Source organism: Pseudoalteromonas sp. c7(2019), assembly GCF_011378625.1.
In the GTDB taxonomy this organism is placed as follows: Bacteria; Pseudomonadota; Gammaproteobacteria; order Enterobacterales; family Alteromonadaceae; genus Pseudoalteromonas; species Pseudoalteromonas arctica.
Map to the genome: position 1 here is coordinate 130899 of NZ_WTKS01000010.1, position 14321 is coordinate 145219.

Below are 14321 nucleotides of genomic sequence, written 5' to 3' on the forward strand. Positions count from 1 at the left end.
TACCATTTGGTTGAGTAGAAATAATTACATTAAATATGTCAAAATTGGATTGGACTAATTAGTAGATGGAAATAATGATTTATGGCTAGGCATGATTTTACTCCAGCAGATAAAAGGTTATTAGCAGAACGAGTCGGTTTTCATTGCTCAAACCCTTCTTGTGGTGTTTCCACAATTGGACCATCTATTATTCCAAATGAAAAGGAATATGTAGGTGTCGCTGCTCATATTTATTCTGCCTCCATTGATAATGGACCAAGAGCCAATCCTAGCCTTTCAGAAGAGGAACGGAGTCATATTTCTAATGCTATTCACCTATGTAACAAATGTTCAACAATAATTGATAAAAACAAAGGTACGGGATATTCGGCAGAAGTTTTGTTTGGTTGGAAGTCATATTCTGAAGACGTAGCAAAGTCAAGGATATATATTGAGAAGCCTTTTGTATTGTTTAAAACAGTGAACTTTCAATTTCTAGAAAGTGACTATTCAACAGCGTTATCTTGCACTGGGCTTAATGAGAAAAATGTTGAATCTTGCCCATCAAGCAAAGCAATCATTTCGGATATTACTAATAAACTTCAATTAGCAAATAAATGCATTATTAAAGGGTGTAGTGGAAGTGGAAAATCATTATTAACTTACCAAGTTGCATATAACTTTTATAAGCAGGGTTACGCAGTATTTAACATCCACAAAGAATTATTTACAAATAACTTTACTCTTGCTCCACCTCAGGACAATTCTGTCTTAGTGATAGATGATGCACAAATACTTGACCCTAATTTTCTTGAGGTTATTTTAAGTAGTGCATATAAAAACTGCTTAATACTTGCTAATTGGAACTCAAGTACATCAATTGACGATCGCTTCTTAAGAAATTACCCTTTTGTTGAAATTTCACCAATATCTCAGGTCAAGATGTTGGAAAAGTATTGTTTAGAGAATAAAGATCAAATTTCAGAAACTTTAAAACTTATTGGTTTGAAAACTAACAAAAAAGACCATCACGATAGAATCGATGCTAGGATTTTTAGGGCTTCGAGAGAAAGTACGCCTTGGTTATTTAATTACTCTTTAACTGAGGGGTGGAATGCTGCTAAACAAGATTTAGATTTATTAGAAAATGATCAAAAACTTAGCATGGCTATTGTAACAGTCGCTATTTTTCAGTTTGCGACGTTAGATAATGGAGTTAGTAAGCAAATTATATTGACTGCACTGAAACAGTTCAATAATGATAATCAATGGCTTCAAAAAGCCGAGACTGCATTAAACAAATATTGTGTGTCTATCGAAGGTAACATTAAGAACAAACACTACGAATACTCACGGCGAGTTTTGAAACTATTTTTGTCACAAAACAATTCCGCTGACGAATTAGAGTATCTTTTAAACCTTATAGCCTTGATTCTGAAAACAGATGCATACCTCACAGGTCATTCTAATTTGATTGAGTTTGTCATGTTTGATTTTAGAAGAGGAAAGTACGAATTAAATACACGAGGTATAACCGAAGAGGTTACTTCAAACCTTCTTGCTAGCACAATTAAAATACAAGATGCACCAGCAATAGTAACTAAATTAAACTCATTAATTCGACTTAATAAAGATGTTTTAAGCCTGTTGAAAAAAGATAATTCCATTCTTGAAAAATGGCTTCTAGATGTTTGCCGAAAAACTGCGTATCAATTAGGAAATTTGATTAACACTCTGTGCAATGAAGATAATAAATTTCTGACAGTATCTGAAAAGCATATTAAAGTTGTTTTCGACGCAATGGTTAACGCCCACATTGAAGATAGGCCTAGGTTTGCATATCTATTAAACCGAATGCAGTTCTTTGTTGATGAACAATGTAAGGACTACCAAAAAAAACTATTTGAGACATCTACGTTTGAAATAAATATATCTGCGTTTTCTAATGACACTGCTTGTTATCAGTTTTCAAAATTAATTGACCAGTTAGCCTGCATAAATAGTGATTGGGCTGATGAACAGGTAAAACACAACATAAAAGGAATAAGCGAATTACTGAACAAAGATTTAATGAGTGCTTATAGTTCTTTAAGTGACCTAATTAGCCACTACTTCGGTGTAACTCATGCAATTCTAGGAATAGAAAGAACTGACTCGAGGCTCAAGAAAAGGGCAAAGTGCTTAGCAAGAGAGCTTTCAATAGAATCAATTTTACAAGCCTTTGAAAGTCTAGAAGCCGTAGATGTACAAAGTTATTGCGATATATTGATATTTTTAGCCTTATATGATGAGGGAAAATTAAAAGAAATATCTAATAAATTTAATTACAACAAATTATATAAAATTTATGAAAGCGATGAGAAATTAGATCATTTTCACAAATGTATAATTTCCATTTTACAAAATCGAGAAAACACTAATTACCAAAACCATATTGCCAAAATAGTAAATAAATACAATTACGTTAATGAACTATTTGTAGTGATATCACCTGAATTTTCTTTTGAAAAAATAAAAAGTGGCATGAGATATCAAATGGATTTTGATGGCCGTTCAGAATGTAAAAATGAACTCATAATATTAAAAGCAATTATGGACGAAGAAAATGATGAGACATTGGTAAAAAGAATACTCCAAGAAAATATTGCCAAAATAGCAGATTCGATTTTCAATAAAGCAATAAACGTTGATAATAAAAAAGCCAAATTTGATCTTTTAGTTTTTATACATAAAAACTTGCCAAGTATATTTAACCAAATTGTTAAAGACCAAGAAAATGTTCTTGTATTGATAGAAAAAATTCGCCGGTTAATCAAAGGAAAAAAACAAGAAAAGATGTTTGCTCAATTTTACGTATTCCTGCTAAAAAACTACTCTAGTCAGCATGTACCGCAAATAGCAGAAATCGAAAAGCAATATCCAAGCATTACTAGGTTTGATATTACTCAATATGAATAAAAGCCGATTATTACACTAGTTCTACAGCATTAAGGTGGGTTGCAGATGAAGTAGCCAAATAATGAGCCGTAGCTTGAATTGATTTATGACCTGCTAATTCCTTGATAACATGAACACCAACTCAGCTATCACAAAGTTTTAAAGTTTAGGACACCCATCAATTGAAAAATAAAATTCATGGCTTTCCAAAGTTTTAGCATTAGGCTAACTTTGTGCACAAAGTGATCATTAACCATTATATGATGAATGACGGCTATGGTGGTTTTGCGACCATCAGTATAGACTTAAATTCCAATACTGATTGTCCGTAAATGGCACTCTCCAGCCACTCGACAACATAAAATGTTGATAATAATTGGCAAGGTATTTTACTGTGTCGGATGGCGCTTCGCTTATCCAACCTACACTGGCACATAGCCGAAGTTGGCGTTAAAGACAAACGTTCAGCTAGCCCAATACAAAGCTCATCAAATCTGTTCTACAAAGTAAATCATTAAGTTAAAACCTCAGTAATTAGCGAGTACTCCCTTTATTTCAGTTTGAGATACCCAAGTTAGTAATACTTATTTCTGATATACTCAGTTAGCACTTTTACTCAAAAGGTAATAGTCTTCAGCTTGCAACTCAATGCAAGTTAACTCACTGCTCTTCATTATTTATTGTCAAAATTACACCTTTGTAAATTAGAGTTGGTTCATCCGAGCCACAAACGTACAGAAAAAACACCGCCTAAGTTTATTGGCGAAGTATGATGATTCGTTGGTGAACTCAAGCGTACTTACTTTATAAACAGGACTTAGCATGAGTGAATTAACTATCGGCGTTATCGGAACATCCCGCAAGACAGATGAAAGACGGTATCCTATTCACCCAGAGCATTTATTACGAATTCCCGAAAATCTTAGAAAACAAATGGTGTTTGAACAAGGCTATGGCACCGCTTTTAATGTTAGCGATGAATATATTGCAACGTTAACGGGTGGCATTGCATCTCGCAGCGAAATACTTACCCATATTGGCACGGCCATTATTGCAAAGCCTGTACTTGCTGACTTAGAAGAAATGCGCGAAGGAGGCACTATTTGGGGCTATGCCCACTGCGTTCAACAGCATGAAATAACACAAGCGGCGATAGAACGTAAACTTACCTTAATTGCTTTTGAAGATATGTATGTGTGGTCACCACAAGGAAATGCAGGGCGCCATACTTTTTATAAAAACAATGAAATGGCAGGGTATTGCGCTGTAATACATGCTTTGCAACTTAAGGGTATTGATGGTCATTATGGCGATCAACGTAAAACGATTATATTTAGTTTTGGTGCAGTGAGTAGAGGCGCTATTTATGCTCTTAAAGCGCATGGCTTTAGAGATATTACAATTTGTATTCAGCGACCTGATCATGAAGTGCGTGAAGAAATATTAGATTGTCATTATGTTAAGGTACGAGAAGGTCTTGAAGGAGAGGCTCGCATGATGGTTGTTGAACATGATGGGACTAATCGACCACTTAGCGATCTTATTAGCGAAGCCGATATTATCGTGAACGGGACTTATCAAGAAACAGCTCATCCGGTTAACTTTGTAATTGAATCAGAAGCCGACTGCTTAAAACCAAACAGCTTAATTATTGATGTTAGCTGTGATGAGGGGATGGGATTCTTTTTTGCAAAGCCGACAACGTTTAAAAACCCTTTATTTAGATATAACAACACGGATTATTATGGCGTTGATCATACACCGAGTTATTTATGGGAAAGCGCGACGCGTTCAATTTCTGCGGCGCTCATTGTATATTTACAAACGATACTTAAAGGTGCTTTGCAGTGGCAAAAAGATGAAACCATTCGCCGTGCAATAAACATTGAGCAAGGAATAATTAAAAATACAGCTATTTTGGCATTCCAAAACCGCGAAAATATTTACCCTTATAACGTAATAACACAATGATTAAATTTATCTCTAATCTAATTTTACATTAGATTAATTAGGGGTGTGCACTTCGTCTTAATGCTAGTAATTTTAAGGCGAAGTGTTTGTTGACTGATAGTAAAACTGGAGAACTTAAATCTTAAAAGTTTTGATAAAACGAACACCCACAATTTATAAGGCTACCTGATATGCCTAACGATTCTAAAAATATACTAAATCGTGGCTTAGACTATATGCACGACCCATTTTCTAATTTTATGCGTGCTCAAACCACCTCTAGTCTGTTTCTTCTGGTATCTACGATCATTGCACTATGGTGGGCAAATTCAGCTTATTCAGCTACCTATCTGAACTTAGTACACACGCCTATTGGAGTCTCATTAGGAGACTTTGAGCTACAAACCTCGCTTAAACACATTATTAATGATGGTTTGATGGTGATATTTTTCTTATTGCTTGGGCTTGAAATAAAACGAGAGGTACTTGCTGGAGATTTAGCTGAGCCCAAAAATAGACACATGCTCATTTTTTGCGCCATAGGCGGTATGGTCGTGCCTGCTGGTATTTATTCGCTGTTTAACTGGGGGCAAGATTCACTGATTGGTTGGGGTATACCCATGGCAACCGACACTGCGTTTGCATTAGGTGTGCTTACAATTGTAAGAAAACATATACCAACAAGCTTGTTGGCTTTTATTGTAGGTCTTGCGATTGTTGACGATGTGGGGGCAATACTCGTTATTGCCGTGTTTTATACCCAAGAAATATCGGTGATGTATTTGTCATGCGCTGTTGTTCTATTTGCTTTTTTAGTAGCCGCCAATTATGCCGGAATAAGGCAGCCGCTTTTTTACATTATTATTGGTCTTGCCACCTGGTGGATGATGTTGCAGTCAGGTGTTCATCCTACTGTAGCAGGTGTTGCTATTGCTTTAACGGCTCCTGCACGCTCAATGTTGGGCTCAGGAAGGTCGCTTGAAAAGGCAAAAACAACCATTACCTCTATGCAAAAAGAAATTGAGAAAGTAGATGTTCTGGCTAGCAGACAGGATCATAAACAGGTACTCGAAATTCGTGATTTAGCCGAAAATGCAGGTACACCTTTGCGTCGGTGGGAAGATGTGCTGCACCTGCCTGTCGCACTGTTTATTTTACCGCTATTTGCTTTAGTTAATGCGGGTGTGGTTTTTAACTTTAGTTCATTTGTTGAAAGTCTCAGTGATCCCGTTGGCTTAGGTATTATTAGTGGTCTTGTTGTTGGTAAGTTTATTGGTATTTCGGGTGCGTGTTGGCTTGCTTTACGCTACAAAATAGGTTGCTTGCCAGAAGGTATCAATCTTCAACATGTTATTGGTGCTTCACTTATCGCCGGGATTGGATTCACCATGTCTACTTTTATTGCTACGTTGGGGTTTGATGGGCAAGCCGAGCATCTTCATAACGCAAAAACATCGGTTTTAGTGGCTTCGGTTCTTTCTGCAATACTTGGGGTTTTATATATTCGAGTGGTTGCCTCAAAAAAGAGCAATAAATCAATTAATTCAACGCCATAATAGGGCGTTAAGGGGCTAATGGGTATTCAATAATGTGTACTCATTAGTTGTACTTAACCCTTTATTTATCAATTAAACCTATTGTTTAAAACACGCTATGTGTTGTAGCGAACAGACCAATTAAAATAAATACGCTAATGTCTTACTAAGGTTTTTTGGCTTTAAATTAATCTATAAGTGCATGAATTTAAATCTTAAAACTATTCCTTAAATCATTACCCCTAAATTATTACCCTTAAATTATACAGAGGAAGTTATCACCTAGATTGCGAAGCACGCTAGCGCTTATGACAATCTAAAGTAGTAATAAGGCTCCATATTTTTGGTTTCTTAAAAAGGAGAATATTATTTCTACACAAAACGAAAATAGTCCAAATTCTAAAAGTAAAAGCGGTCCGCCAGATATCGATAAAGTGATGAGCGGTGCGTTTAAAAAGTATAAGAAGTTGCTGAGTGGAAAATTTAGCACAAGTTTAACCATAGTACTGTTTTTGGGATTGATTGCTACAGGCTATAGCGCAGTCTATACCGTTCCCAGTGATTCAGTTGCTTTGGTATTAAGGTTTGGTAAGTTTCAAGAAATTCTACCTGCGGGCTTACATGTAAAAATCCCATTAGGTGTTGATCACGTCACAATAGTGCCTACTAAGCGGCAATTAAAGCAGGAGTTTGGTTTTTCTACTCCTGGAGCCTCCGACCCAGATCAAAATATTAATCCTGAAAATAATATTCGCTCATTTGCGCCAAAAATTTCACCTGCAACAAATCAACGCGAAGAAACCCAAATGGTAACTGGCGATTTAAACACTGCGCTGATTGAATGGGTAATTCAATATCGGATAGCCGATCCCCAAAAGTACTTATTTGAGGTGCGCGACCCGGCAGGCACTTTACGATACGTGTCTGAATCAGTTATGCGTGAAGTTGTAGGCGATAGAACTGTAGATGAAGTAATTACCATTGGCAGGCAAGGGATTGAAATTGAGGCATTACAAAAAATGCAGGCATTGGCAACCAAATATGTAATGGGGATTAGTATTGATCAGGTTCAACTAAAAAACATTAATCCACCCGTACCAGTACAAGGGTCGTTCAATGAAGTTAATCAGGCTCAACAAGAAAAAGAAAAGTTGATTAACGAAGCGCGTCGCGAATATAACCGCGTTATTCCGCTTGCTGAGGGGGAGCGCGACCAACGAATAAGAGAGGCTGACGGTTATCGCCTTAAGCGAGTTAATGAAGCTGAAGGCGACGCTCTGCGTTTTAATGCACTGTTTGCACAGTACCAACTGGCACCTGAGGTAACACGCAGACGAATATATATAGAAACAATGACAGATGTTATGCCAACGATAAAAAATAAAATTATTATCGATAGCGAAGCACGCGGTGTATTACCTTTACTCAATTTAACTTCACTAAAAGGACAGCAGCCATGAAATCTTATTTAATCGTTGGCAGCAGTATTTTAGCTGCACTTGTAGGGGTTACTTTATATAGCGCTTTATATACGGTTAACGAAGTAGAGCAGGTTGTTATTACTCAGTTTGGTAAACCGGTTGGTGAGCCAATTAGAGAGGCGGGTATTCAACTCAAAATGCCATTTGTTCAGCAAGTTAATTTTATTGATAAGCGCGTGCTGGAATGGGAAGGAACACCTTCTGATATGCCGACCAAAGATAAGCTTTATATTTCTGTAAGTCTTTACGCGCGGTGGCAGGTTACCGATCCGTTGCAGTATTTTTTACGCTTAGGTGATGAGCGAAGCGCACAGTCTAGACTTGATGATATTTTTGGCAGTGAAACGCGTAATGCAGTAGCCACACACGAATTAATCGAAATTATTCGTACAACGAAAGATCGCCAACCTTTGCGTGACTCGTCACTCACCGAGGCTGAAAAAGAGCAAAATATTGGTAGTTTAGTGCCTATAAGCATGGGACGTTTAGTTGTCGAGCAAGATATATTTAATGAGGCGGCAAAAAAAGTGCGCGTATTTGGTATTGAGCTTATGGATATTCGCTTTAAACGTATTAATTATAATGAAAGTGTACGCCCTAAAATCTATGAACGTATGATCAGCGAACGTCGTCAAATAGCAGAACGCTTTTTGTCAGAAGGAAAAGGCGAAGCTGCCCGTATACAAGGTAACAGAGAGCGAGACTTAGATAAAATTCAATCTGAAGCCTACCGAGCAGTAACAGAAATTAGAGGTAAAGCTGATGCTAAAGCAGCCGCTATTTACGCCTCAGCCTATAACAAAAATGATCAAGCAGTCGCATTTTATGCATTTACCCGTTCGTTGCAGGCGCTTGAACTTGCCCTTAGCCAAAACACAACATTGGTATTATCGACCGACAGTGAGCTATTTCAGTATTTACAACACACTCAGGTGAGTGAGCCTAATCCTAAAAATTAGCATGCTTCATATTAAAATATTGTATAGATATCATCAAACTTAGGAGCAATAAATGCAAATTGAAACAATTAGAGATGTACTCAATTGGACCGTTTTATTTCACAAAAACTTAAAAGATAGCCTAAACAAGAGCTCTAAACAAAATAAGGATGAGGGAGCACGAATGATGCTTCGCTACCTATCTGAGCATGAGGAGAGTTTAGAGAATATTGTACAAGGATTTGAAAATACGGCAGACGTAAAAGCGCTAAACACCTGGTGTTTTGATTACATCGAAAAGCACTCAATTATTGAGCGCGTTGATTGCAACTCACTCTTTGAAGAGCTAGATATCTCAGACATTATGGAGAAAATAGTAAACCATCATGAACAAGTTATTGAGTTATACATTCATATATATTCTCGTGTAGATATCGAAAGCGCAAAAACGTTGCTTGATACAATAAAAGATATTGAAGAAAATGAGATAAAAAGAATTGTGCAATCGGCTAACCGATTTTCAGATATGTAATCGACTGATTGAACTGGCAATATTAGTGTATTACTAAGGTGTCAGTTCAATCAAATGTATGTGATATCAATTTATATCAAGGATTTTTTCTTTTAATCGAGTTAAGTAAAATGATTCGGTGTGCTCAACATATCCGGACAGTCAATCCTAGTTACTAAGTTATACCAATTTGCTTATACGGGGTCTATTTAACAACGTTATAGAGTGATTTAATTTGTTTTAATTGTTCAAATATTTATGCAGGTTGGTATTAAAATGAGAAGCAGATGATATGGCATGACTATGAATCTACTTACTTTTCATTAGATTATTCCCTCAATTTAATATCTAGCTATAAAGGCTGTATCCTTTCATTTAATATAATACAAAATAATTAAATTTGACTGTACTAATACGGCAGTTGCTTTACAGTTTAAGATCTTGGCGACTCAAATTAGAAGGTTACAACAGACTCATGCGGTTATCTCTAACTCAATCAGCAGCAAGTATTTTATATTTAGGCTTTATTCAGTTTTTTGTTGTTGTAGTAATTTTGGGTGGGTTGGAGAGTATTTTACTTGAAGCACCTCTGATGCCTATCATTTCTATTAGTACCGCTTTAATATCGCTAGTTTTAGGCTCAATCTTAACTTTATTATTTAATTTTAAATTTACAAAAAAAGTTAAATATGTGACTCCTGTATTAGGCATTCTAGGGTGTGCTTTTTTCTTAAATTTTCAATTGAGCTTATGGGGAGTCGTTGACGAAAAGTTTTTTTTAATTAGTGATAATCCATTTATTACTGCTTTAAATGCCGTTATGGTTTTTTCTTTTTTCTCAGCGCTCATTATTAAAATTTTATGTTCTGCAACGATAACTAAAGGGGCTAAGTTTACCAAAGCAGTCATGTTTTTAGTTATCTTTACGGGTGTGTCTTTATGGTACGCTAGTGCAGTAAAAACAGTGAGTAGTGAAGAAGAAAAAGCACGAGAAAAAATAAGCTTAGTGGGGACAATGCTTAATAAAAACCTTGATGAGCATAAAAAGTCATTATCTCGGATTAAGTCGAGATTAGAAAAAGTGAGTCATGATAATTTTTTAAAGCTTGCCGCTGTTGATATGAAAAATTATGCGAGGGATTATAAAATCATCAAAGGGATGCTTATTCTTGATGAAAATCTTACGTTAGTTGAAGGTGACATATTTTCTAAGCAATTTATTTCCAGTGGATTTCTATCAAGTGATTCTGTAGTGAACTGGTTAAATACAACTACGGATGAAGTTAGATTTGCAGCTAATTCATTAACGTTGAAAACGAGTACGCCGACTATTATGTTTTCGATACCTATAAATTCAGTTACTGGCAGTAAGTATCAAGTTTTAGCTTTACTAGACATGAATTTATTAATTGAGAACAGATACATAGATTATCTAAATACGTTTGATGTATTTATTGAATTGACGCCTCAAGTTTACTTTTCTGTTAATGCTAAAAAGCAAAACGTATACAATTTAAATATACTATTGAGTTTATACAGTGACTATATTGTAGAAAAAGTCGATGTAATGGGCATTTTAAAGCACAATGTATATAGTTTTATTAATAACTACTCCGCATTAAAAGAAAGGGCAAAAGTCGAACAAATTATAATTTGGCTTACTTTCATCTTTATCTATATTTTTATACTTGCTTCAGACTCTTCATACCTACTAAAACAACAATCAAAAAAGCTGTTTAAAATGGCTAAATATGATGAGTTAACAGGGCTAATTCGCCGAGATGCGCTAGATGATGAAATAAACGCTAAACAGTCTAAGCAGGCCAAAGCGTTAAACTCACCGTGTGCAATGGTTTTTATAAACCTAGATGGCTTTAGTTCTATAAATAATAGTTTAGGGCATGCCATAGGCGATAAAGTTCTCAAGCTAGTTGCAAGAAGACTTAAAAATAACGCGCTGACAGCCGACTCAATAGCACGCTTTGGTAATGATGAGTTTATTCTTTATTACAGTAATATAAGTAAAGATAAACTAAGAGAAGAAATATCAGTATTAATAAGCTCTTTAGCAAACGTTTATTATTTAGAGGACGTTGATATTTATCTTACAGCCAGCGCTGGTATATCGATGTCTAAAGAAAGAGTAGGAAATTCAAAAGTACTATTACAGCATGCAGATATTGCTATGGACAGTGCGAAAACCCTTGGAGGGAATCAGCTTTGTTTTTATCATAAGCTAATGGATGATAAGCATAAAGAAATAGTCCACATTAGAGGAGAGCTTCAAAAAGCGCTTAAAAATGGTGACTTAGAAGTGTATTACCAACCAATCCATAGTTTATCTGATAACAAAGTGATTAGTGTTGAGAGTTTGGTGCGATGGAAAAGTAATGGTGCGTATATTTCCCCGGCTATTTTTATACCTATAGCAGAGCAAACGGGGCAAATATTAGAAGTTGGCAAACAAGTACTAGCACAGGTACTTAAAGATATGAGTAATACTGCGCAGTTAAAAAATATTACTGTGGCTGTTAATTTTTCACCCCAGCAATTACAGCTGCAAGGGTTTGTTGCATATATTTGCCAATTAGTCTCTGATAAATGTATAGAGCCGCATCGGCTCACCGTTGAAGTGACTGAAACAGTCATGTCAGAAAAAGGGGTTATCGAAGGCGTTCTTAGAAAGCTGATGGCTAAGGGCTTTAACGTTGCGATTGATGACTTTGGCGCTGGATATTCTAGCCTTTCTTACTTGTCGAGGCAGCCTGCTAATATTATAAAAATAGATCGGGAGTTCACGATTGGTGCTGAGCATGAGGGCCAAGAACGCGCTTTATTAGAAGGTATCATCAAGATTTGTACAGAGCTTAAAAAAATAGTGGTCATTGAAGGTGTTGAAAATGCTGAGCTGATCGCCTATTTATCTCAATTCAGCAGTATAAGGGTTCAAGGCTATTATTTTTCCAAACCAATACCTTTAAATAATCTTATTGATTATATTAATAGCCTAAATAAAACAAGTCATCATAAGTAAAACGAGAACAATCAATTATTACCTTACAACATGGATTAACTCGCCAGCTATGGAGTAATAACATAGCCACGAGCGTCTATTTTTTTACGGGAATATCATTTAATAGCTTTATGATAGCGCTGTTATTACCGAGTTTAGCTAAGTCTAACAGGTAGCTTTTTTCTAGCTCTTGCATTGACTGATCTGCTAATAATTCTTTTACCGATTGTTCTTCCCCATTTGCTATTGAAGTTTCTAAGGCTGCAAAGTTTGCAATTGAGTGTTTAATTTCATTAGTCATAATAAGTCCCGTTTGCTGTGTTTTGTTAAAGCTTCGTTTTAAAAAATATTTATATAAAACAATTGTATATTATAAGCTCGCTTTGTTAGTGAGCTATTTTATTACCTAAAAATAGCTCACTTAATTAAGTGAATTGGTATTACAGTATCACCGTACATACTGCAATTTAACTTATTGAATAACAAATAAGTCCATAAAGCTGTTTACTGGCGTATTTTCAAGCTTGGCTTGATCTTTACAAAGGGTAAATATGGTTTGGCATTGTTGGGTTGCAAGGCGTGTTGCTAAATTAGATTTGAATTTAAGCTCTAATAATGGAATGCCTTTCTCACGACGACGGCGATGACCCAAAGGGTACTGAACAACCACTTCTTCTGTTTTACTACCATCGTTAAAGAAAACTTGAATTGCATTGGCAATAGAGCGTTTGTCCGCCTCTAAGTATTCAGCTGTAAAGCGTTTATCTTCTAACACCTCCATTTTGTCGCGTAGTTTATCGATGATAGGGTGCGTGTTGTGAAAGTCGTCCTCATAATGATCGCTAGTTAAGTTCCCAAATGCCAAGGGAACAGCAATCATATATTGTAAGCAATGGTCGCGGTCAGCTGCGTTGGCAAGCGGTCCTGTTTTAGAAATAATGCGTATGGCTGACTCGTGGGTGCGGATCATTATTTTCTCAATATCGTCTAAACGCGACTTTACTTGAGGGTGCAAAATAACGGAGGCTTCTGCTGCTGTTTGCGCATGAAACTCTGCTGGAAAAGAAATTTTAAACAAAATGTTTTCCATTACATATGAACCGTAACCTTGGGAGAACGAAAACGTGCGCTCCGCTTCAGGCTTTAGTGCTTGGTCTTTATTAGTTTTGGAGAAAGAGACATCATAAAACCCCCATTGCGCAGCTGTTAATGCACTGGGTATACCCATTTCACCGCGCATTGCCATATCAGCTAAATAAACTGCTCTGGAAGTTGCATCGCCCGCAGCCCAAGATTTACGAGACCCAGTGTTTGGCGCATGACGATAAGTACGCAGTGCAGAACCATCAACCCATGCTTGAGATATGGCTGCCATTATTTGCTCTCTACTGCCCCCCATCATTTTTGTGACAACAGCCGTTGAGGCTACACGCACCAATAATACATGGCATAAGCCAACACGATTAAAAGAATTTTCTAATGCGATAACGCCTTGAATTTCATGCGCCATAATCATGGCTTCAAGTACGTCTCGCATAGTCAGGGGAGGCTGTGAATTTGCGATTCTGACTTGAGACAAGTGATCGGCTACAGCTAAAATAGCACCTAAGTTATCAGAAGGGTGCCCCCATTCAGCAGCTAACCACGTATCGTTGTAATCGAGCCAGCGGATGGTACAACCAATGTCCCACGCTGCTTTAACAGGGTCGAGTATGAGCGAGGTCCCTGGTACTCGTGCGCCATTAGGAACAATGGTCCCTTTGACAATTGGACCAAGAAGTTTGGTACATTGTGAAAACTTTAAAGCGAGCAGTCCACAGCCTAAGGTATCCATTAGACAATTACGTGCAGTGTTTAGTGCTTCTGCGCTTGATACTTCAAACGTTAATACATAATCAGCGATATCCTGGATAACACTGTCGTAATCTGGGCGAGTGTTATTATCTGTATTACTACTCATTTTGTATCCTTAATTCG

The 14321-nt window shown here is 36.6% G+C and carries 9 protein-coding genes; 7 read left to right on the forward strand and 2 right to left on the reverse strand.

Annotated features, from left to right (window positions below; translation table 11 throughout):
- Nucleotides 1-81: 81 nt before the first annotated feature.
- The 7 genes from GQR38_RS12805 to GQR38_RS12835 all read left to right on the forward strand — a co-directional run bounded on the left by GQR38_RS12805 (nt 82) and on the right by GQR38_RS12835 (nt 12365).
- Nucleotides 82-2937: a hypothetical protein gene (locus GQR38_RS12805; RefSeq protein ID WP_165721787.1), complete on the forward strand. Its 2856-nt coding sequence runs from the start codon at nt 82-84 to the stop codon at nt 2935-2937.
- 801 nt (nt 2938-3738) lie between these two features.
- Nucleotides 3739-4887, forward strand: coding sequence for a N(5)-(carboxyethyl)ornithine synthase (locus GQR38_RS12810; protein WP_165721786.1), 1149 nt, complete (start codon nt 3739-3741; stop codon nt 4885-4887).
- Between the two features lie 170 nt (nt 4888-5057).
- Nucleotides 5058-6422: a Na+/H+ antiporter NhaA gene (gene nhaA, locus GQR38_RS12815; protein WP_165721785.1), complete on the forward strand. Its 1365-nt coding sequence runs from the start codon at nt 5058-5060 to the stop codon at nt 6420-6422.
- 497 nt (nt 6423-6919) lie between these two features.
- Nucleotides 6920-7861, forward strand: a complete 942-nt coding sequence (hflK, locus tag GQR38_RS12820) for an FtsH protease activity modulator HflK (protein ID WP_002962612.1) — start codon at nt 6920-6922, stop codon at nt 7859-7861.
- Nucleotides 7858-8841 (forward strand): protease modulator HflC, encoded by a 984-nt coding sequence (hflC, locus tag GQR38_RS12825; protein ID WP_165721784.1) that lies wholly within the window; start codon nt 7858-7860, stop codon nt 8839-8841. The genes hflK and hflC overlap by 4 nt, the downstream gene beginning before the upstream one ends.
- 163 nt (nt 8842-9004) lie before the next feature.
- Entirely contained in the window at nt 9005-9352 is a 348-nt protein-coding gene (locus GQR38_RS12830; protein ID WP_231609162.1) for an ATPase, read from the forward strand.
- A gap of 454 nt (nt 9353-9806) precedes the next feature.
- Complete coding sequence (locus GQR38_RS12835; protein WP_165721783.1) at nt 9807-12365, forward strand: bifunctional diguanylate cyclase/phosphodiesterase; 2559 nt, start codon at nt 9807-9809, stop codon at nt 12363-12365.
- 76 nt (nt 12366-12441) lie between these two features.
- Here GQR38_RS12835 and GQR38_RS12840 read toward each other — a convergent pair whose 3' ends face one another.
- Complete coding sequence (locus tag GQR38_RS12840; protein ID WP_024590352.1) at nt 12442-12645, reverse strand: hypothetical protein; 204 nt, start codon at nt 12643-12645, stop codon at nt 12442-12444.
- Nucleotides 12646-12816: 171 nt separating this feature from the next.
- A complete protein-coding gene (locus GQR38_RS12845) occupies nt 12817-14304 on the reverse strand; it encodes a bifunctional 2-methylcitrate dehydratase/aconitate hydratase (protein ID WP_165721782.1) in 1488 nt (495 codons plus the stop codon).
- Nucleotides 14305-14321: the final 17 nt, after the last annotated feature.

Bases quoted from the DNA above. Each gene is read 5' to 3' on its own strand.
- GQR38_RS12805 (WP_165721787.1), top strand. From the start codon at position 82: ATGGCTAGGCATGATTTTACTCCAGCAGATAAAAGGTTATTAGCAGAA.
- GQR38_RS12810 (WP_165721786.1), top strand. From the start codon at position 3,739: ATGAGTGAATTAACTATCGGCGTTATCGGAACATCCCGCAAGACAGAT.
- nhaA (WP_165721785.1), top strand. From the start codon at position 5,058: ATGCCTAACGATTCTAAAAATATACTAAATCGTGGCTTAGACTATATG.
- hflC (WP_165721784.1), top strand. From the start codon at position 7,858: ATGAAATCTTATTTAATCGTTGGCAGCAGTATTTTAGCTGCACTTGTA.
- GQR38_RS12830 (WP_231609162.1), top strand. From the start codon at position 9,005: ATGATGCTTCGCTACCTATCTGAGCATGAGGAGAGTTTAGAGAATATT.
- GQR38_RS12835 (WP_165721783.1), top strand. From the start codon at position 9,807: ATGCGGTTATCTCTAACTCAATCAGCAGCAAGTATTTTATATTTAGGC.
- GQR38_RS12840 (WP_024590352.1), bottom strand. From the start codon at position 12,645: ATGACTAATGAAATTAAACACTCAATTGCAAACTTTGCAGCCTTAGAA.
- GQR38_RS12845 (WP_165721782.1), bottom strand. From the start codon at position 14,304: ATGAGTAGTAATACAGATAATAACACTCGCCCAGATTACGACAGTGTT.